Annotated in this window: 17 protein-coding genes and 1 pseudogene; 11 read left to right on the top strand and 7 right to left on the bottom strand. The window is 66.8% G+C overall.

What is annotated here, in order from left to right:
• Positions 1–17 precede the first annotated feature (17 nt).
• From arsC to GOC52_RS13520, 3 genes and pseudogenes are all read right to left on the bottom strand, one after another.
• Complete coding sequence (gene arsC, locus GOC52_RS13530; protein ID WP_191849647.1) at positions 18–359, bottom strand: arsenate reductase (glutaredoxin); 342 nt, start codon at positions 357–359, stop codon at positions 18–20.
• Positions 359–1,231: pseudogene (locus GOC52_RS13525) on the bottom strand (phospholipase A); the annotation flags it as partial. The pseudogene GOC52_RS13525 and the gene arsC, both read right to left, overlap by 1 nt.
• 401 nt (positions 1,232–1,632) lie before the next feature.
• Complete coding sequence (locus GOC52_RS13520; RefSeq protein WP_010486801.1) at positions 1,633–2,118, bottom strand: DUF456 domain-containing protein; 486 nt, start codon at positions 2,116–2,118, stop codon at positions 1,633–1,635.
• Positions 2,119–2,353: 235 nt separating this feature from the next.
• Here GOC52_RS13520 and GOC52_RS13515 point away from each other — a divergent pair, with 235 nt between their 5' ends.
• Positions 2,354–2,563, top strand: coding sequence for a cold-shock protein (locus GOC52_RS13515; RefSeq protein ID WP_010486802.1), 210 nt, complete (start codon positions 2,354–2,356; stop codon positions 2,561–2,563).
• Positions 2,564–2,635: 72 nt separating this feature from the next.
• Here GOC52_RS13515 and GOC52_RS13510 read toward each other — a convergent pair whose 3' ends face one another.
• Together GOC52_RS13510 and GOC52_RS13505 are read right to left on the bottom strand one after the other, a co-directional pair.
• A complete protein-coding gene (locus GOC52_RS13510) occupies positions 2,636–3,130 on the bottom strand; it encodes a glycine zipper 2TM domain-containing protein (RefSeq protein ID WP_010486804.1) in 495 nt (164 codons plus the stop codon).
• A gap of 136 nt (positions 3,131–3,266) precedes the next feature.
• Entirely contained in the window at positions 3,267–3,701 is a 435-nt protein-coding gene (locus GOC52_RS13505) for a cytochrome c (protein ID WP_043401586.1), read from the bottom strand.
• 80 nt (positions 3,702–3,781) lie between these two features.
• On the opposite strand from GOC52_RS13505, the gene GOC52_RS13500 reads away from it, so the two are divergent.
• Positions 3,782–4,606, top strand: a complete 825-nt coding sequence (locus GOC52_RS13500) for a tRNA threonylcarbamoyladenosine dehydratase (protein ID WP_191849645.1) — start codon at positions 3,782–3,784, stop codon at positions 4,604–4,606.
• A gap of 33 nt (positions 4,607–4,639) precedes the next feature.
• On the opposite strand, the gene GOC52_RS13495 is transcribed toward GOC52_RS13500, so the two are convergent.
• Together GOC52_RS13495 and GOC52_RS13490 are read right to left on the bottom strand one after the other, a co-directional pair.
• On the bottom strand, positions 4,640–5,413 hold the full coding sequence (locus GOC52_RS13495; RefSeq protein WP_010486810.1) for a TatD family hydrolase: 774 nt from the start codon (positions 5,411–5,413) through the stop codon (positions 4,640–4,642).
• Positions 5,410–5,628 (bottom strand): DUF6116 family protein, encoded by a 219-nt coding sequence (locus GOC52_RS13490; RefSeq protein ID WP_010486812.1) that lies wholly within the window; start codon positions 5,626–5,628, stop codon positions 5,410–5,412. Before GOC52_RS13490 ends, GOC52_RS13495 begins: the two co-directional genes overlap by 4 nt.
• A 163-nt stretch (positions 5,629–5,791) precedes the next feature.
• Between GOC52_RS13490 and GOC52_RS13485 the strand changes: the two genes are divergently transcribed.
• The 9 genes from GOC52_RS13485 (at position 5,792) to GOC52_RS13445 (ending at position 18,707) form a co-directional block, all read left to right on the top strand.
• Positions 5,792–6,637 (top strand): glycine zipper 2TM domain-containing protein, encoded by an 846-nt coding sequence (locus tag GOC52_RS13485; protein ID WP_010486814.1) that lies wholly within the window; start codon positions 5,792–5,794, stop codon positions 6,635–6,637.
• A gap of 126 nt (positions 6,638–6,763) precedes the next feature.
• Positions 6,764–7,303 carry a GNAT family N-acetyltransferase gene (locus GOC52_RS13480; RefSeq protein WP_010486816.1) on the top strand — a complete coding sequence of 180 codons (540 nt, stop codon included), beginning with the start codon at positions 6,764–6,766 and terminating at the stop codon, positions 7,301–7,303.
• Positions 7,304–7,467: 164 nt separating this feature from the next.
• A complete protein-coding gene (locus GOC52_RS13475; protein ID WP_029380098.1) occupies positions 7,468–8,124 on the top strand; it encodes a glutathione S-transferase family protein in 657 nt (218 codons plus the stop codon).
• Positions 8,125–8,201: 77 nt separating this feature from the next.
• Positions 8,202–10,481: a thiamine pyrophosphate-dependent enzyme gene (locus GOC52_RS13470; RefSeq protein ID WP_191849643.1), complete on the top strand. Its 2,280-nt coding sequence runs from the start codon at positions 8,202–8,204 to the stop codon at positions 10,479–10,481.
• Between the two features lie 3 nt (positions 10,482–10,484).
• On the top strand, positions 10,485–12,428 hold the full coding sequence (asnB, locus tag GOC52_RS13465) for an asparagine synthase (glutamine-hydrolyzing) (RefSeq protein WP_010486823.1): 1,944 nt from the start codon (positions 10,485–10,487) through the stop codon (positions 12,426–12,428).
• A 66-nt stretch (positions 12,429–12,494) separates the two neighbouring features.
• Positions 12,495–13,055, top strand: coding sequence for an NADPH-dependent FMN reductase (locus GOC52_RS13460; RefSeq protein ID WP_010486825.1), 561 nt, complete (start codon positions 12,495–12,497; stop codon positions 13,053–13,055).
• 212 nt (positions 13,056–13,267) lie between these two features.
• Positions 13,268–14,698: a replicative DNA helicase gene (locus GOC52_RS13455; protein ID WP_010486827.1), complete on the top strand. Its 1,431-nt coding sequence runs from the start codon at positions 13,268–13,270 to the stop codon at positions 14,696–14,698.
• Between the two features lie 173 nt (positions 14,699–14,871).
• Entirely contained in the window at positions 14,872–17,115 is a 2,244-nt protein-coding gene (locus GOC52_RS13450) for a TonB-dependent receptor family protein (RefSeq protein ID WP_191849641.1), read from the top strand.
• Complete coding sequence (locus GOC52_RS13445; RefSeq protein WP_191849638.1) at positions 17,115–18,707, top strand: alkaline phosphatase D family protein; 1,593 nt, start codon at positions 17,115–17,117, stop codon at positions 18,705–18,707. Before GOC52_RS13450 ends, GOC52_RS13445 begins: the two co-directional genes overlap by 1 nt.
• The last annotated feature ends 117 nt before the right edge of the window (positions 18,708–18,824 follow it).

Here is an 18,824-nt window from a genome sequence, read left to right as displayed (position 1 = left end):
GTCCCCTTTTTTTCGGGCTAGAGGATCTCCAGCACCGTTTCCGGCGGGCGGCACAGCCGTGTGCCCTTGGGCGTGCGCACCAAGGGGCGGTTGATCAGGCGCGGGTGTTCGGCCATCGAGGCCAGCAGCGTGGCCTCGTCCGCATCTTCCAGGCCCAGTTCGGCGAACTGCGATTCCTTGCTGCGCACCAGATCACGCGCGCTCAATCCGGATTCGGCCAGCACCTGGCGCAGTGTGGCCACATCGGGGGAATTGCCGAGGTACTCGATCACCTCCGGCTCGAAGCCCGCATCGCGGATCAGCTTCAGGGCGCCGCGCGAATTGCTGCAGGCCGGGTTATGCCAGATCGTCACGTCCATCAGAACCACTCCAGCAGCGACACGCCCACACCCACGTAGGTGGCTTTGTGGTTGTAGTCGATCAGGCTTTCGCCGTAGCCGTCGAAGATCTGCACATGGCCGCGCAGCAGGTTGCTGATCGGGAAGCCGTAATCCAGCTGCAGGGCGCCGTGCGAGCGGCTGCCGGTGCGCAGCGAATGACGCGCCATCAGCGAGACTTCATGGCCGTTGCGGTTCCAGGTCAAGGTCGCGTCACCGCGGCCCATGTAGTCCTCGATGTCCGGATTGTTGTCGTCGCTGCGGGTCTCGGGAATGCGGTACCACGGACGCAGCACCAGTGCCCAGTTCTCACGGTCCAGGCCGATGTTGAGCATCACCCGGTTCCAGCTGCGCGACAGCGGATCAGCGCGGCCGTTGGACTGATGGTTCAGTGCGATGCCGGTCATGCGCCCGCGCCAGCCACCGATCGAGTAGCCGTTGCGGAATACCATCATCACTTCCGGCTCGTAATTGGTTTCGCGGAACGGGCGCGAATCCTCGCCGTTGTAGGCCTGCCAGCGCGAGCTCTGGGTGTAGCCGGCCCAGATATCGCCGTTGTCGCCGAACAGGTTCTCGGCGATCTTGGTCTTGAAGCTGATCTGGAACTTCAGTTCGGCACTGTCGAGCACCTGCGGGGTGGTGACCGTGTTGGCCGGGTTCGGCGAATGCGGCGTGGTGTTGCGGTCGCTGGTCCAGAACGCCGGCAGCAGGTATACCGGCTTGTAGGCACGCAGCTGGAACGGGCCCAGCTTGGAGTCCTCGGCCAGCTCCCAGCGGCTGTCCAGCAGCGAACCGCGTCCGGCGTTGGCCAGCGCGCTGTCCGGTGCTGCCGGACGGAACAGGTCGCTGACCCGTTCGCGCAGTTTCTCTTCGCCCTGGCTCACGCGTGCGGTCTGGCGCTCTTCGCGACGGGCCTGCGCGGCCGCCTCGGCAGCGGCGTCGGCTGCGGCCGTGGCCTGCGGGGTGTGCGCGAACAGGCGGTCATAGCAGGCCAGGCGCGCGGCGTCGGTGGTGATGGCGGCACACGCCGCCGGCGTAGTGTCGGTGCTGGGCACGAATTCCTGCGCGGCCAGCGGCGCACTGGCCAGGGCCAGCGCCAGCGGCGCGAGGCGGGGAAGCAGCGGGGGGAGGGTCATTCCAGCAGGCCCTTCGGTGAATACGGGAATCGCACAGTGTGGCGGCTGTACCGGATCGCGGCCAGCCCCTACGGTTTATGCACGGCCACTGCGTGCGTGTAGCGTGAAGGCTGCACCGGTCACAGGAACCAGGCGAAGGCGAACAGCCCCAGCATCGCGATCACCACCGCCAGCTTCAGCGCTAGGCCGAGCAGGATGCCGAGCCAGGTGGCCAGGCCGACCTTTGTCGAGCGGCCCAGCTCGCGGGTGTGCCAGTACTCGCCGAGCAGGGCGCCGATCAACGGGCCGGCGAACAGGCCGATCGGCATGAAGAACAGGCCGACGATGCTGCCGACGAACGTGCCCCATAGCGCCTTCCGGCTGGCGCCCACCCGTTGTGCGCCCACCACCGTGGCCAGCACGTCCGCCAGCAGCGAGAGCACGGTCAGTACACCCAGTGCGACCAGGGTTGGCCAGCCCACATGGGCGAAGCCGTCGGCCCAGGCCGCCAGCAGCAGTCCGATGAATACCAGCGGGATGCCGGGAAGGGCTGGCAGGATGATTCCGGCGATGCCGACCAGGACAAAAATGACCGCTAGCAGATATAAGATGAATGAGAGTCCCATGCTGTCCCGTATGGTGGCCGTTTTGGGGTTGACAGTGAAAGATTTTGCCAGTTGCTTTTTCGTTTTGGGCGGGTTAAGTTGCAGTCGCTGAGCTTGGCAAGGTCACCGTGGATCGTGGCCTGATGAAGCAAGATCTTCCCGATCCGCTGCATCGATGCACCTCGCTTCCCCCTTGCTTGTCAGCCGCCCACCAGGCGTTTCCAACAACAAGAGAGAGTCAAAGGGAGTTAGTGAGATGGCTGATCGCGAGACCGGTACCGTAAAGTGGTTCAATGATGCGAAGGGCTTCGGCTTCATCAGCCGGCAGAATGGCGAGGACGTGTTCGTGCACTTCCGCGCCATCGAGACCCAGGGCTTCAAGAGCCTCAAGGAAGGCCAGACTGTGAGCTTCGAAGTCGTGCAGGGCCAGAAGGGTCTGCAGGCTGACAAGGTGCAGCCGGTGTAATGCCCGCCGCCTGTCGGCATGAAAAAGGCCCGCGCAAGCGGGCCTTTTTCGTTGCGCATGGCCCGGTGCGGGTCAGCGCAGGATGACCTTGCCGTTGACCACGCGCACGTAGGTGTTTTCGCGGATGCCGCCGAGGTCACGCTGGTTGACCACGATGGTGCGGCCATCGTCCATGCGCACGCTGATGTCGTAGGTGTCGCTGGTCACGTTCTTCTGGATCTGGTTGCCGGCCAGCGCGCCACCGACTGCGCCCGCAGCGGCGGCGATGTTCTTGTTGCCACGGCTGCCACCGGTGTGGTCGGAGATCTCGTGGCCGGCCACGGCGCCGACGATGCCGCCCAGGATCGCGCCGGTCGCGCTGGGGGCGGTACGGCCGGACTGCACGGTGTTGATGCGGGTGACGATGCCGCAGTCAGCGCAGCGGCCCTGGTTGTAACCGCCGTTGTTGCCGTAGCCGCCATTGTTGTAGCCGTTGTTGTAACCACCACCGCCGTAGCCAGGGGAGGTGGCACAGCCTGCCAGGGCGAGGGTAGCGATGGCGCTGGCGGCAATGAGCTGGATCTTCATGGGGCGTCTCCTGGCCGTGAAGGCGGGTGTCTGGGGTGGTACTGCGTCATGCAGCAGGGTGGACGAATCGTCTCCTTTCGAACGTGAACGACGCGCCAACCGTGCATGCCTTGCCCGGCTGCAGGATGAATGCGGCTCAGCGGAAGTCCTGGTGGCAGGCGCGGCAGTCGGCCTGCACGGTTTCCACCACTTGGGCCAGGGCCGTGCAGTCGCTGGGCGGCGCGGCCAGGGCGGCGTTGAGGTTGCCACGCAGCTGGCTGGCATGCTGCTGGAACTGCGCGTTGTCCTTCAGCCCGGGAAAGGCCAGATCGAGGTCGTTGGACAGCAGGCGCAGGGCCTGCAGGCGCGGCACGCTGTCGGCCAGGCTGCAGCGGTTCTGCTGCTGGGCCTGCTGCAGCAGCTGCGATTGCCGTTGCATCACCTGCATCAGGCTGTCCGGGAACGGGTCGCGGCGCGCCTGCAGGGCGCGGCCCACCATCACCGTGGCGATCAGGCCGATCAACAGTCCCAGGCCGAGCACGAACAGATAGCGGTAGGCGGTGGACGGGCGGCGGGGTGGGCTGGCGTTCATGGCGGGCTCTCCGGGCGTGCAAAGGTGGGTTCGATGCCGGCGCGCTGCAGGCGCTGGCGCCTGCACGTTAAAATAGCGGGATGAATGAACAGGTCAAACAACGCTTCGCCGGCATCGAACGGCTGTATGGCGTGGGTGCGCTCGAGCGCCTGCAGGGCAGCCGCGTGGCGGTGGTGGGCATGGGCGGCGTCGGCTCATGGGTGGTGGAAGCGCTGGCCCGCTCGGCGGTGGGCCACCTGACCCTGATCGATGCCGATGACATCTGCGTCTCCAACACCAACCGGCAGCTGCCGGCGATGGAAGGCAACTACGGCCGCAACAAGGCCGAGGCGATGGCCGAGCGCTGCCGCGCGATCAATCCGGATATCGAGGTCGATGCCGTGCAGGCGTTCCTGACCGTGTCGAACATGGCGGAGCTGCTGGACCGGGGCTTCGATCTGGTGATCGATGCCTGCGACAGCTTCCGGGTCAAGGTCGAGACGATTGCCTGGTGCCGTCGGCGCAAGCTGTCGCTGCTGACCGTCGGTGCCGCCGGTGGCCGTACCGATCCGACCCTGGTGCGCATCCGCGACGTCTCGCGCACCGAGCACGACGCCATGCTGGCGCTGATCCGCAAGAAGCTGCGCAGCGAGTTCAATTTCCCGAAGAACGCCAAGCGCTATTTCGGTGTGCCGGCAGTGTATTCGCTGGAGAACGTGAAGTATCCGCAGGCTGATGGCAGCGTCTGTGGCATCCGCCCGAACCTTGGCGCCGATGCGGCGTTGAAGCTGGACTGTGGCGCCGGCCTGGGTGCGGCGACCCATATCACTGGCGCGTTCGCGTTCGCGGCGGTGGGCAAGGCGCTGGAAATGCTGCTGGAGCCGAAGAAAGTGAAGGCCGAAGCGGTAGAGGCCAGCGAGGTGTGATGGATCGTGCCGGCCAACAGCCGGCACCTACCGTTACATTGCCGGCAGCGCGAACAGGCGTCGTGCGTTCTCCGTCGTGGCCTGGGCCACTGCGTCCAGCTCCATCCCGCGCAGCGCGGCCACGTGGCGGGCGATGACCGCCAGCCGTGCCGGTTCGTTGCGCTGGCCGCGGATGCCGGCGTCAGGCTGGTCGGGCGCGTCGGTCTCCAGCAGCAGCTGTTCCAGCGGCATGTCGCGCACCAGCCGCTGCAGGCGCTGCGCGCGTTCGTAGGTCAACGGGCCGCCGAGCCCGAGCAGGAAGCCCTGCCGGTGCAGTTGTGCCGCCTGTTCCGGACTGCCGGAAAAGCTGTGCACCACGCCGCGCAGGCCGCCGATGCGACGGATCGCGGCGATCACCACGTCCACCGCGCGCCGCGCATGCACGATCACCGGCAGCTCGAACTCACGGGCCAGTTGCAACTGGCCGATGAAGTACGCCTGCTGCGTCTCGGCATCCAGGCCTTCGACAAAGAAGTCCAGGCCGCATTCGCCGATCGCGCAGGGGCGTTCGCGCTCGATCCACTCGCGCAGCAGCGGCAGGTGGCCGGGCCGGTGCTCGGACAGGAACATCGGGTGCAGGCCGTAGGCCGGGTACAGCCCCGGCGCCTGCTGGCAGACCTCCCGCAGCTTCGGCCAGCTGGCCGCCGTCACCGCCGGCACCACCTGCAGGCGCACGCCAGCGGCCTGCGCGCGTGCGATCACGGCGGCGCGGTCACTGTCGAACCCGCCGGCATCGAGATGGCAGTGGCTGTCGACCAGCAAGCTCAACGCTGTTCCAGCGACGGCGGCGCTGTGGCGGTGTTGCGGCTTTTCCAGTTTGCCAGCAGCAGGGTGCCGAAGCCGAGCACCAGTTCATCGACGAACGGGATCGGGTCGGGGATGAACAGGGTCAGCACGAACAGGCCTGCGGTGAGCTTGAACAGGGTGGGGTAGCGCAGCCGGCGCGCCCATTGCAGTACCGGCAGCAGCATCGGGTTGGCCATGGCGGGGGTCCTCCTGGGGAATATGCAAACGCTACCACGGGCCCAGCATTTCCCGATGCTGAATGGGTTACGGGAATGAGCAGGAAATGTGGAGATTCCGTTCAGGCAGCGCATGCTGCAATCTGGTCCGAGAACGTTGCGGATGGTCCGCAAGGAGCAGGTCATGAAAAGCACAACTACAACTGTCCTGGTCGCAGCGGGCGCGCTGCTGGTCGGTGGTATCGCCACCGCCGCCTTCATGAAGAGCGGCGACACGTCGCCTGATTCCATCAGCGCCGGAACCCCCAATGGCGAATCGCGCCTGGTCGATGGCAACGCCACTGACGATGGCGCGCGTGGTGACACGCTCGACCCGTCGGCACCGCGTGGGCTGGAATATGCCGATGTGCTGAAGGTCGACCCGATCACCGAGAAGCAGAAGGCCTACGCCACCGTGATCGGCACCGATGCGGTGCGCGAGACCTCCACCACCCAGACACCGCATGAAGTCTGCCAGGACGTGACGGTGCAGGAGCGCCTGCCGGAACGTGACGGCAACGTCGGCGGCACCGTGGTCGGTGCTGTGGTGGGTGGCCTGCTGGGCAACCAGGTCGGCGGTGGTAACGGCAAGAAGGCCGCGACCGCGGCCGGTGCCGTGGCCGGTGGCTTCATCGGCAACCAGATCGACAAGCGCCACGTGGGTGGCCGCGTGGTCAACCGTACCGAGCGCCAGTGCCACACCGAGACCGCAACCTCCGAGTCGAGCCGTGTTACCGGCTACAACGTGACCTACCGCAACGAGGACGGCACCACCGGCACCATGCGCATGGCCAGCAAGCCGGGTAACCGCATCGCCATGGGCACCAACGACGTGGTGAAGGGTTACAACGTGACCTACCGCTACGACGGCGCCGAGAAGACCGTGCGCATGGACAACAAGCCGGCCAGCGATCGCCTGCCGGTGGTCGATGGGCAGCTGGTCACGCAGACCGCTGCCGCCGGTGCCACGGCGGCCACCACGCGCCAGTAATCTGGAAGCAGCATGCAGTACCCCACGGGCCGGCTCATGCCGGCCCGTTTCGTTGCAGCCGGCGAAATTCATCCGCGCGGAGCGCGAATCCACCATCATGGACGCTTCCTTCGACATGGAGCCGGCATGAGCATCTTCGACCTGCGCATCGAAACAGAGCGCCTGATCCTGCGCCCACTGCTGCGCGAGGACTACGAACCTTACCTGGCGTTCTGCGCCGACGAGGAAACGATGCGCACCCTCGGTGGCGTGCAGCCGCCTTCGGTGGCCTGGCGCGGCTTCTGCAGCCTGGCCGGCGCCTGGCAGCTGTTTGGCTTCTCGATGTTCAGCGTGATCGAGAAATCCAGCGGTGACTGGATCGGGCGCATGGGTCCCTGGCAACCGCAGGACTGGCCCGGTACCGAGGTCGGCTGGGGCATCCGCCATGCCAGCTGGGGCAGGGGCTATGCGCCGGAAGCTGCGGTCGCCGCGATCGACTGGGCGTTCGACACGCTCGGGTGGGATGAGGTGATCCACACCATCGCCGAGAACAACGACAACTCGCGGGCGGTCGCGCGCAAGCTCGGCAGCACGATGCTGCGCATGGGGGAGCTGCCAGCGCCGTACAACGACAAGCCGATGCAGATCTGGGGCCAGTCGCGCGAGCAGTGGCGGCAGCGCCGTTGACGGTTGTAGAGCCGAGCCCACGCTCGGCTGCCGTTCGCCAAATGCAGCCGAGCATGGGCTCGGCTCTACAGATTGTCCGCATGCTGCACCCGCGCTTGGCATTCACCGGCGTGCTTGCCAGACTGCACGCAGCCGGCCGCCGGCCGGACGTGATGGAGCAGGCAATGGTGGAAGAGCGCGTCCCGCTGACGGTGCATGGCATGTCGGTCTCGGGCAATTGCCACAAGGTCCGCCTGCTGCTGGAGCAGCTCGGCAGCCGTTACCGCTGGGTGGAAGTGGACAGTGCCCACGGCCAGACCCATACCCCGGAATTCCTGGCGCTCAACCCGAATGCCAAGGTGCCGCTGATCGTCCGCGACGATGGCCGCGTGCTGACCGAATCCAACGCGATCCTGTTCTGGCTGGCCGAAGGCACGCCGTACCTGCCCACTGATGGCTGGGAGCGCGCGCAGGCGTTGAGCTGGATGTTCTTCGAGCAGTACACGCACGAGCCGTGCGTGGCAGTGGCGCGCTTCATCCGCGGTTGGACCGCCCCCGATTCGCCGCGCCGCGCCGAACTGCCACGGCTGCACGAGCGCGCGGCCACCGCGCTGGCGGTGATGGAGCAGCACCTGCGCCAGGCGCAATGGTTCACCGGCAGCGGATACGGCATCGCCGATATCGCCCTGTTTGCCTATACCGATGTGGCGGGCGAGGGCGGTATCAGCCTGGAGCCGTTCCCGGAAGTTCGCGCCTGGCTGCAGCGCGTGCGTGAGCAGCCGCGCTTCCTGCCGATGCCGGCGGTGACCGCCGAAGTGCGCTCGCGATTCGAGGCCGCGTGACTCTCACCAAGGTAACCCCCACAGGGTAGCGCCGGGCCATGCCCGGCGGAATGCAACAACGACACGGAGGGTGTTCGATGTTCGCTGTGGTTCCAGATCCAATTCCCGCACGCATGCGCGTGCTCAACCGCGCCGAAGTGTGCGACGTCAACTTCCTCGATGCGGTGCGTGGCTGGCGCGGCACCCCGCGTCCGCGCCCGGCACCGGATGCGCCGATCCTGCCGGGCAGCACGCTCACCGCCGCTGCTTTCGGCGAACTGTTCGACTCGCAGCTGGCCAGCCGCCAGCTGGACCTGATGGCACGCGTGCTGCGCGTGCAGAACAAGGTCTTCTACACCATCGGTTCCTCCGGCCATGAAGGCAATGCGCTGCTGGCGCGGGCCTGCCGGCATACCGATCCCGCCTTCCTGCACTATCGCTCCGGTGCCTTCATGGCCGAGCGTTCACGCCAGGTGCCGGGTATCGACCCGCTGCGCGATGCCGCTCTGTCCTTCGCCGCCAGCGCGGATGATCCGGCCAGCGGTGGCCGCCACAAGGTGTGGGGCAGCAAGCCATTGTGGGTGCTGCCGCAGACCTCGACGATTGCTTCGCACCTGCCGAAGGCGCTGGGCACCGCGCTGGCCATCGAGAGCGGCAAGCGGTTGGGGCAGGCGCTGCCGGTTCCCACCGATAGCATCGTGCTGTGCTCGTTCGGGGATGCCTCGGCCAACCATGCCACCGCGCAGACCGCGTTCAATACCGCGATGTGGTCGGCCTACCAGAAGCTGCCGGCGCCGATCCTGTTCGTCTGCGAGGACAACGGGCTGGGCATTTCGGTGAAGACGCCGGACGGCTGGATTGCCGAGCGCTTCAGCCGGCAGCCGGGGCTCGACTATTTCTTCGCCGATGGCCTGGACCTGGCCACCGGGCACGCCCAGGTGCAGGCCGCGGTGGAACATTGCCGGCGCACGCGGCGGCCGACCTTCCTGCATCTGCGTACCACGCGCCTGATGGGCCATGCCGGCACCGACTTTGAAGTGGAATGGCGCGCGCTGCCGGAGCTGTGCGCGGCCGAGGCGCAGGATCCGCTGCTGCGCTCGGCGCAGATCGCGATGGAATCGGGCTGGATGGATGCAGCCGCCATCGAAGTGGCCTACGAAACGATGCGCGCGCGCTGCATGGCGGCGGCCGCCGACGCCGAAGGCCACCCGACGCTGCAGTCGCTGCAGGACGTGATGGCGCCGCTGGCGCCGTACACACCGGCGGCGGTGCAGGCTGAAGCGCGGCGCGAGGTGCCCGCCGAGATGCGCGAAGCGCTGTATGGCGGTGCAGAGACCCTGCCTGAGCGGCAGGCGCCACGGCACCTCGCCATCCAGATCAACCACGGCCTGCAGGAACTGCTGGCGAAGTATCCGCAGAGCCTGTTGTTCGGCGAGGACGTCGCGCAGAAGGGCGGTGTCTACACCGTCACCAAGGATCTGCTGCGCCGCTTCGGCCCACGCCGGGTGTTCAACACCCTGCTGGACGAGACCATGATCCTGGGCATGGCGCAGGGCCTGGCCAACATGGGCATGCTGCCGATTCCGGAGATCCAGTACCTGGCCTACCTGCACAACGCCATCGACCAGCTGCGCGGCGAAGCGTGTTCGCTGCAGTTCTTCTCCAATGACCAGTACCGCAACCCGATGCTGGTGCGGGTGGCCGGGTTGGGATACCAGAAGGGTTTCGGCGGCCACTTCCACAACGATAATTCGATCACGGCGCTGCGCGACATTCCCGGCCTGGTAGTCGGTTGCCCGTCGCGTGGCGACGATGCGGTGATGATGCTGCGCACGCTGGCGGCGCTGGCCCGGGTGGATGGGCGTGTGGCGGTGTTCCTGGAGCCGATCGCGCTGTACATGAGCAAGGACCTGCATGAGCCGGGCGATGGCCAGTGGCTGTTCGACTACCCGGCCCAGGGCCAGGCGCTGGTACCGGGCGAGGGGCGGGTCTATGCGCCGGAGGCAGGCGACCTGGTGGTCTACACCTATGGCAACGGCGTGCCGATGGCGCTGCGCGCGGCGCGGGCGATCGAGCAGCAGCTGGGCTGGCAGGTGCGGGTGGTCGACCTGCGCTGGCTGGTGCCGCTGGATGCCGGCTTCATCGCCAGCCAGGCCGCCAGTGCACGGCGGGTACTGGTGCTGGACGAGGGCCGCCACAGTGGCGGGGTGGGCGAGGGCGTGGTCACGGCACTGGTCGAGGCCGGTTTCGGCCACCTGCCGCTGCGCCGGGTCTGCGGTGCCGATACCTATACCCCGCTGGCGGGGGCAGCAATGTTCGGGCTTCCAAGCGACAATGCGGTGATTGGCGCCGCCCTTGAACTGGCGCAGGAACCTTGATGCATGTGTGGATTGGCGGGAATGTTGTTGCCGGCGCCTGTGGCGTCGGCCGAAGTGCTGCAGGCGCAGGTCCTGGCCATGGGCGAGGCGCTGCACCACCGCGGGCCGGATGATGGCGGCAGCTGGGCCGATGCCGGGGCAGGCATCGCGCTGGCGCACCGTCGGCTGAGCATTCTCGACCTGTCGCCGCTGGGCCACCAGCCGATGGCCTCGTCCGATGGTCGCTACGTGATGGCCTACAACGGCGAGGTCTACAACTTTGCCGCCCTGCGTGCCGAACTGGAGCCGCTGGGGCATGCCTTCCGTGGTCACTCCGACACCGAGGTGCTGCTGGCAGCGATCCTGCAATGGGGCATCGAGGACACCCTGCAGCGCTGCAACGGCATGTTCGCCATCGCGCTGTGGGACCGCCAGCAGCAGTGCCTGTGGCTGGCCCGCGATCGTGTTGGCAAGAAGCCGCTGTACTACGGCTGGGCCGGTGACACCCTGGTGTTCGGTTCCGAACTGAAGGCGCTGTGGCAGCACCCGGCGTTCGACAACGACATCGACCGCGACGCACTGACCCTGTTGCTGCGGTTGGACTACATTCCGGCCCCGCACAGCATCCACCAGCGCTGCTACAAGCTGATGCCGGGCCGCGTGCTGCGCCTGGATGCCGAAGCCGTCGCGGCGGGTGCATCGGCGCATCGCCCGGAACAGGCGCAGCGTCCGTACTGGGATGCGCGGGCACGCATGCAGGCGGCGCTGGCCGCGCCGTTCCAGGGCCGCATCGAGGAGGCCGAGGAACAGCTGGACGGGCTGCTGCGCGACGCAGTGGCGCTGCGCATGGTGGCCGACGTGCCGGTGGGGGTGTTCCTGTCCGGCGGCACCGATTCATCGCTGGTGGCCGCGCTGATGCAGGCACAGAGCGGTCAGCCGGTGCACAGCTTCAGTATCGGCTTCACCGGTTCGGGCCACGACGAGGCGCCGCTGGCCAAGGAACTGGCCGCGCATCTGGGCTGTGACCACACCGAACTCTACGTCAGCGGTGCCGATGCACTGGCGGTGGTGCCGCAGTTGCCGGCAATGTTCGACGAACCCTTCGCTGATGCCTCGCAGGTGCCGACCGCGCTGGTCGCCCGCCTGGCGCGGCAGGGCGTAACCGTCGCGCTGTCCGGCGATGGTGGTGACGAGCTGTTCTTCGGCTATACCCGCTATGTGCGCGCGCTGCGCAACTGGCAGATGCTGGGCCGCGTGCCAGGGCCGCTGCGGCGTTGGATGGGCGCGCGCTCCCAGCAGCAGGGCGAGGCCTCGCGTACCGGCGGCCTGGCCGCGCTGTTGGCCGAGTCCGGCGCGCGTGGCATCGGTGACGTGTACCGCAACCGCATTTCGCGCTGGCGCGACCCGACGGCGGCAGTGCCGGGCGCGCAGGCTGCCGGCAGCTTCTACGACCTGGCCGATCCGTTGCACGGCGCCGGCACACCGGCCGACGCGATGATGCTGGCCGATTACGTGACCTACCTGCCGGATGACCTGCTGTGCAAGGTCGACCGCACCTCGATGGCAGTCAGCCTGGAGGCACGCGCGCCGCTGCTGGACTGGCGCGTGGCCGAGTTCGCCTGGTCGCTGCCGCTGGGCTTCAAGCGCAGCGAAACCACCAGCAAGGTGCTGCTCAAGCGCGTTCTTGGCCGCTACGTGCCGCAGTCGATGGTGCACCGGCCCAAGCGCGGGTTCGGTGCGCCGGTCAGCGACTGGCTGAAGGGCGACCTGCGGCCGTGGGCCGAAGACCTGCTGCAGCCGGCTCGCCTGGAGCGCGAAGGCGTGTTGTCGGCGGCGGCGGTGCAGCCGCTGTGGCAGCAGTTCCTGGGCGGCCAGCGCAAGTGGCATACCCACCTGTGGAACGTGCTGATGTTCCAGGCTTGGCAGGCGCATTGGCGGCAGGTGCGGGCCGGCGTGACCGGCGGCTGATCTTCACCGGACGGCACGGGCCCGGCGTCTAGGCTGGGCCTCCCGCACCGTGAGGAGTATGTCCCTATGTCCGTCCCCACCATCGCCGTGTTCGTCGGCAGCCTGCGCAAGGAGTCCTGCAACCGCAGGCTGGCCCATGCGCTGGAGAAGATCGCTGGCAACCGCGCGCGCTTCCAGTACGTGCAGATCGGCGATCTCCCGCTCTACGACCAGGATTTCGATGGCCAGTACCCGCCGCAGGGCACCCGGCTGAAGGATCAGGTGCGTGCCGCTGACGCGGTGCTGTTCGTGACCCCTGAATACAACCGGTCCGTGCCCGGCGTACTGAAGAACGCCATCGATATCGGCTCCCGCCCGTATGGCGACAGCGCGTTTTCCGGCAAGCCGGCGGCGGTGATCGGCGCCTCCATCGGCCAGATCGGCACCGCCGTGGCCCAGCAGCACCTTCGCAACAGCCTGGCCTTCCTGGACATGCACGTGCTCGGCCAACCCGAGGCGTTCATCCATTTCAAGGACGGCCTGATCGATGCCGACGGCACGGTCCACAACGAAGGCACGCAGAAGTTCCTGCAGGACTATGTGGACCGGTTCCTGGCGCTGATCGCGGTTCACGTCAAGGGCGATTGACGCCAGCGGTTGCCACCCCCATCTGCGATAATGCCCGCTCGGGTGCCGCAACGGCGCCCGTCGCAGGCAGTGCGACGCCCCCACGCCAATCTGGCCAGGCACCGGCGGATATCCCCCGTTTCTCCACGGCTTATCCACAGGCTTGTCCATGGCCGCCGGGGTCGGCGCATGCCTACACTCGTCCGGCCCACTTTTGCAGGAAACACCGCAGCATGTCCGCTCGCCCCGGCTTCCGTTCCAACCGCAGAGAGCGCGGTGATGGCTTCGATCGCGATCGCGACGAATCGCGCATCGACCAGTTGCGGGTACCGCCCCATTCGGTGGAAGCCGAGCAGGCGGTGCTGGGTGGCCTGATGCTGGCCCCGGAGGCCTATGACCGGGTCAATGACCAGCTGACCGAAGGCGATTTCTACCGCCGCGACCACCAGATGATCTACCGCGCGATCCGTGAGCTGTCCGAGCGCGAGCGGCCGTTCGATGCGGTGACCCTGGGCGAGTGGTTCGAATCACAGGGCAAGATGGAACTGGTGGGCGATGGTGCCTATCTGATCGAGCTGGCCAGTACCACGCCGTCGGCGGCCAACATCGTGGCCTACGCCGAGATCGTGCGTGACAAGGCGGTGCTGCGGCAGCTGATCCAGGTGGGCACCGACATCGTCAACGATGGTTTCCAGCCTGAGGGCCGTGAGAGCAGCGAGCTGCTGGCATCGGCGGAAAAGAGCGTGTTCGCCATCGCCGAACAGGGCGCACGCGGCCGTACCGATTTCGTGGCGATGCCCGGTGCACTGAAGGATGCCTTCGAAGAGCTGCGCAGCCGCTTCGAGAACGGCGGCAACATCACCGGCCTGCCGACCGGCTACAACGATTTCGATGCGATGACCTCCGGCCTGCAGCCGACCGACCTGATCATCCTGGCTGCGCGCCCGGCCATGGGCAAGACCACCTTTGCGCTGAACATCGCCGAGTACGCGGCGATCAAATCGAAGAAGGGCGTGGCGGTGTTCTCGATGGAAATGTCGGCATCGCAGCTGGCGATGCGCCTGATTTCCTCCAACGGCCGCATCAACGCGCAGCGCCTGCGTACCGGCCAGCTGGAAGACGAGGACTGGAGCCGCGTCACCAGTGCGATCAAGATGCTGAAGGAAACCAAGATCTTCATCGACGATACGCCGGGCGTGTCGCCGGAAGTGCTGCGTTCCAAGTGCCGCCGCCTCAAGCGCGAGCACGACCTGGGCCTGGTGGTGATCGACTACCTGCAGCTGATGAGCGTGCCGGGCAACAGCGAAAACCGCGCGACCGAAATCTCGGAGATCTCGCGTTCGCTGAAGGGCCTGGCCAAGGAACTGCACGTGCCGGTGATCGCGCTGTCGCAGCTCAACCGCTCGCTGGAAACACGTACCGACAAGCGCCCGGTGATGGCCGACCTTCGCGAATCGGGCGCAATCGAGCAGGACGCGGACATGATCGTCTTCATCTACCGCGACGATTACTACAACAAGGAAAATTCGCCGGACAAGGGCCTGGCCGAGATCATCATCGGCAAGCACCGTGGTGGCCCGACCGGTTCGTGCAAGCTGAAGTTCTTCGGCGAATACACCCGCTTCGACAACCTGGCCCACGATTCGGTCGGCTCGTTCGAGTAACAGGCGTGCCGGCCGCTGGCCGGCAATCTCCTCCTGGCCGGCAAACCATTCCAAACACCAAACGTCCGTATGTGGCGTGTAAATGACATGTAACGCGACGCTTCTACGATTCCGCCGCTGCTGCCCTTCGACGCCGCCCTTCGGCGTCCAGCGTGCCCGAGGAATCCGCCCCCATGCCGTCCCACGCTCCGCTCCGCCGCAATCTGCTGGCCCTGCTGGTCTGTGCTTCGCTGCCGTCGCTGGCTGTCGCTGAAACCGCCCCCACGACCGACGCGCCGTCGGCCACCACCCTCGATTCGATCTCGGTGATCGGCCGCGGCGAAGCCCGCCAGGTGCAGCGTGTGACCGCCGAGGACATGAAGATCCTGCCGCCGGGTGCCAACCCGCTGAAGCTGCTGGCCAGCAAGCCGGGCGTGCACTTCGAATCGGCCGATGCCACCGGCGCCTACGAATGGTCCACCAGCATCAGCCTGCGTGGTTTCAACCAGAACCGCCTGGGCTACACCCTTGATGGCATCCCGCTGGGCAACATGGCCTACGGCAACAGCAACGGCCTGCACATCAGCCGCGCGGTGATCAGCGAGAACCTGGGCGGCGCGGAGGTTTCCACCGGCATTGGCGCGCTGGGTACGCCGTCCACCAGCAACCTTGGCGGCGTGTTCCAGTTCTATTCGATCGACCCGTCCACCGAATACGGGGTAGTGCTGGCACAGAGCTTCGGCAGCGACAACGCGCGCCGCAGCTATGCGCGCCTGGAGACTGGTGAACATCAGGGCTTCGCGGCCTACCTGTCCGGCGCATACTCGGAAGGCGACAAGTGGAAGGGCAAGGGCTCGCAGGAGCTGAAGCAGTTCAACGGCAAGGCCACCTACAACTTCGGAACGGACAGCAGGATTACCGCGCTGTTCAACGCCTCGCGCCGCGTCGAGGCCGATTACCAGGACCTGTCGCTGGAGATGATCGATCGTCTCGGCTGGGACTGGGACAACTACGCGCCGGACTGGAACCGTGCCGTGGCCGCTGCACGCGGCACGTTCAGCGGCGGCGTCAACAGCCCGTGGGATGCGTACTACTCCGGCCACGGCCTGCGCAATGACGACCTGTCCAGCATCGCCGGCGATTTCGGCCTGAACGAGTCGATGCGCCTGAAGGTCAACGTCTACAACCACAGCAACCGTGGCCAGGGCCACTGGTTCAGCCCGTCCAATCCGTCCAACCCGGGTACCAGCCGCGAGATCCCGATCTCGATCCGCACCACCGAGTATGCGATCGACCGCACCGGTGTGACCTCTGCGTTCACCTGGAACGTGGCGGGCCACGAGCTGGAAGCGGGCCTGTGGTACGAGGACAACGGCCACAGCGTGCAGCGCAACTTCTATTACATCGACGGCCCGATCACCGACGATTTCTTCCTGCGTAATCCGGACCAGCGCGTGTGGCACCAGCGCTACACCACCATCACCCGCCAGTTCTACGTGCAGGACCGTTTCCGCCTGTTCGATGACCGTCTGACCATCGACATCGGTGCGAAGTCGCCGCACACCCGCACCCGCGTGCGCACACCGCTGGGCAGCTATGCCAACAACAGCAGCCTGACCTCGAAGAAGGGCTTCCTGCCGCAGGCCGGCTTCAACTTCAAGCTCAACGAAGGCAACGAGATCTTTGGTTCGTTCGCCAAGAACATCGCGGCCTATGCACTGGGCGTGGGCAGTCCGTTCAACGTGCCGCAGGCCGCGTTCGATGCCAGCGCGAAGAGCCTGAAGCCGGAACAGTCGCGCACCCTCGAACTGGGCTGGCGCGGCTACGGCCAGGGCTATGAAGCCTCGGTGGCGGTGTATGACGTGAAGTTCGACAACCGCCTGCTGGCCATCGCGCAGTGCGTGGGCATCCTCGGTTGCCCGGCGCTGTTCTCCAACGTTGGTTCGGTGACCAGCCGCGGTGCCGAGGCGACCCTGCAGTTGAAGCCGATGCAGGACCTGACCTGGTCCAATGCGCTGTCGTGGAATGACAGTACCTACGACAACGACTACGTGAACAACGGCGTGGTGCCGACCCGCGGCAGGACGACCGTCGACACACCGGAGTGGATGTTCGCCAGCACCCTGGCCTGGACCCCGGGCCCGTGGGACCTGCGACTGGCCGCCAACCATGTCGGCAAGCGTTACGTGACCTATACCAACGATGTGTCGGTGCCGAGCTACTGGCTGGTCAATGCGTCGGTGGCCTATGACTTCGGCACGCTCGGCCCGGCACAGAACCTGACCGTGGCGCTTAACCTGACCAACCTGACCGACAAGCGTTACCTGTCTTCGATCAACACCAACGGCACCTACGCCGCCGACCCGACCCGCAGCCTGGCGACCATGCAGGTCGGCGCGCCGCGGCAGGTGATGGCCACCGCCACCGTGCACTTCTGATGCGCGGGCCTGTCGATCCGGAAAGCCGTCGTCGCCTGTTGCGCATGGCGTGGCAGGGCGCGGGGGCGGCGATCGCACTGGCGGCGATGCCGGGGCTGGCCACGGCCGGCCCACGGCCGCGGCTGGGGCGTGATCCGTTCACCCTCGGTGTCGCCGCCGGTGATCCGGATCCGCAGGGGGCAGTGCTGTGGACGCGGCTCGCGCCGGACCCACTCAACGGCGGCGGCATGCCGTCGCGGGCGGTGCCCGTGCGCTGGTTCGTGGCCGAAGACCCCGGCATGCGCCGGCTGGTGCAGCGGGGCGTTGCTGCGGCTGTGCCGGAGCTGGCCCATTCGGTACATGTGGAGGTCAACGGCCTGCGTCCCGGCCGCGATTATTACTATCGTTTCGCCTGCGACGGCGATGAGGAAAGCGTGGTCGGCCACTTCCGCACCGCGCCGCTGCTGGACACGCAGTTGCAGCAGTTGCGGTTGGCGCTGTGTACCTGCCAGGCGTGGAACAGCGGCTACTACCCGGTGCTGCGTGACATCGCGCAGAGTGATGTCGACCTGGTGCTGCATGCCGGCGACTACCTGTATGAATACAGCCCGCTGCAGAACGCGCGTGGCAGCACGCTGGATGCGGCGCGGTTCAGTGGCGAGACGGTGAGCCTGGAACGTTACCGTGACCAGTACGCGCTGTACAAACTCGATCCCGATCTGCAGGCCGCGCACGCCGCACACGCGTTCGCGGTGATCTGGGATGACCACGAAGTGCAGAACGATTACTCCGGCATCCACCCGGAGAAGCCCGGCGTCTCAATGGAGGATTTCATCATCCGCCGCGCGGCCGCGTATCGTGCGTTCTACGAGCACCTGCCGATGCGCAGCACGCCTGCGGGCAACGGTGGCCTGCGCGTGCATCGGCGCCTGCGTTACGGCGATCTTGCACAGCTGACGCTGCTCGACTGCCGCCAGTTCCGCCCGGCCAATCCCTGCGGTGTGGGCGAGTCACCGCGCTGCGAGGCGGCGCTGGATCCACGCATGAGCATGCTCGGCACGGGCCAGGAGGCGTGGTTCGCGCAGTCGATGGCCGTCGCGCGGGGCACGCGCTGGAACGTGGTGGTACAGCAGCTGCTGATGGCGCAGCTGCGGCTGGACGGTGGCACACCGCGCGAGCGCTTCTGGAACGACGCCTGGGATGGCTATCCCACCGCACGCAACCGCCTGCTGCAGGCCTTGCAGGCGGGCGGGCAGGGCAATGCCATCGTGCTGGGCGGTGACTGGCATTCCACCTTCGTCAACGACCTGAAACTGGATTTCGACGCGGCCAGTGCGCCGGTCGTGGCGACCGAATTCATCGCCCCGGCGATCAGCAGCGGCGGCGACGATACGCCGTATGGTCCGTATTACGGGCCATCGATACCGCAGAACCCGCATATCCGCTATTTCGATGGCGACCGCCGTGGCTGGTGGAAGCTGCAGCTGAACCGGCAGACCGTTGAGGCGGAGCTGCGCTTCGCCGACAGCGTGCTGCGTGCGGATGCCGCAGTGCGCTCCGCGGCGCGCTTCCAGGTGACCCACGGCCGCCCGGGCGCATCGCAGCTCCTGTAGAGCCGAGCCCACGCTCGGCTGCTTCTGGAAAGCCGAGCGCAGGCTCGGCTCTACAACGGCGGTGGACCGGTTTCATCGCCCCCAGCCCGGTTTCGTCGCAAACCGTTTGTGCGTGGC

The organism is Stenotrophomonas sp. SXG-1, from assembly GCF_014083965.1.
GTDB classification, from domain to species: domain Bacteria; phylum Pseudomonadota; class Gammaproteobacteria; order Xanthomonadales; family Xanthomonadaceae; genus Stenotrophomonas; species Stenotrophomonas geniculata.
This window is presented reverse-complemented; position numbering and strand designations above follow the sequence as displayed.

Excerpts from the sequence above, each read along its gene's own strand:
- GOC52_RS13470 (WP_191849643.1), top strand. The coding sequence starts at position 8,202 with ATGTTCGCTGTGGTTCCAGATCCAATTCCCGCACGCATGCGCGTGCTC.
- GOC52_RS13500 (WP_191849645.1), top strand. The coding sequence starts at position 3,782 with ATGAATGAACAGGTCAAACAACGCTTCGCCGGCATCGAACGGCTGTAT.
- GOC52_RS13505 (WP_043401586.1), bottom strand. The coding sequence starts at position 3,701 with ATGAACGCCAGCCCACCCCGCCGCCCGTCCACCGCCTACCGCTATCTG.
- arsC (WP_191849647.1), bottom strand. The coding sequence starts at position 359 with ATGGACGTGACGATCTGGCATAACCCGGCCTGCAGCAATTCGCGCGGC.
- GOC52_RS13455 (WP_010486827.1), top strand. The coding sequence starts at position 13,268 with ATGTCCGCTCGCCCCGGCTTCCGTTCCAACCGCAGAGAGCGCGGTGAT.
- GOC52_RS13450 (WP_191849641.1), top strand. The coding sequence starts at position 14,872 with ATGCCGTCCCACGCTCCGCTCCGCCGCAATCTGCTGGCCCTGCTGGTC.
- GOC52_RS13520 (WP_010486801.1), bottom strand. The coding sequence starts at position 2,118 with ATGGGACTCTCATTCATCTTATATCTGCTAGCGGTCATTTTTGTCCTG.
- GOC52_RS13445 (WP_191849638.1), top strand. The coding sequence starts at position 17,115 with ATGCGCGGGCCTGTCGATCCGGAAAGCCGTCGTCGCCTGTTGCGCATG.
- GOC52_RS13475 (WP_029380098.1), top strand. The coding sequence starts at position 7,468 with ATGGTGGAAGAGCGCGTCCCGCTGACGGTGCATGGCATGTCGGTCTCG.
- GOC52_RS13510 (WP_010486804.1), bottom strand. The coding sequence starts at position 3,130 with ATGAAGATCCAGCTCATTGCCGCCAGCGCCATCGCTACCCTCGCCCTG.
- GOC52_RS13515 (WP_010486802.1), top strand. The coding sequence starts at position 2,354 with ATGGCTGATCGCGAGACCGGTACCGTAAAGTGGTTCAATGATGCGAAG.
- GOC52_RS13460 (WP_010486825.1), top strand. The coding sequence starts at position 12,495 with ATGTCCGTCCCCACCATCGCCGTGTTCGTCGGCAGCCTGCGCAAGGAG.
- asnB (WP_010486823.1), top strand. The coding sequence starts at position 10,485 with ATGTGTGGATTGGCGGGAATGTTGTTGCCGGCGCCTGTGGCGTCGGCC.
- GOC52_RS13490 (WP_010486812.1), bottom strand. The coding sequence starts at position 5,628 with ATGGCCAACCCGATGCTGCTGCCGGTACTGCAATGGGCGCGCCGGCTG.
- GOC52_RS13480 (WP_010486816.1), top strand. The coding sequence starts at position 6,764 with ATGAGCATCTTCGACCTGCGCATCGAAACAGAGCGCCTGATCCTGCGC.
- GOC52_RS13485 (WP_010486814.1), top strand. The coding sequence starts at position 5,792 with ATGAAAAGCACAACTACAACTGTCCTGGTCGCAGCGGGCGCGCTGCTG.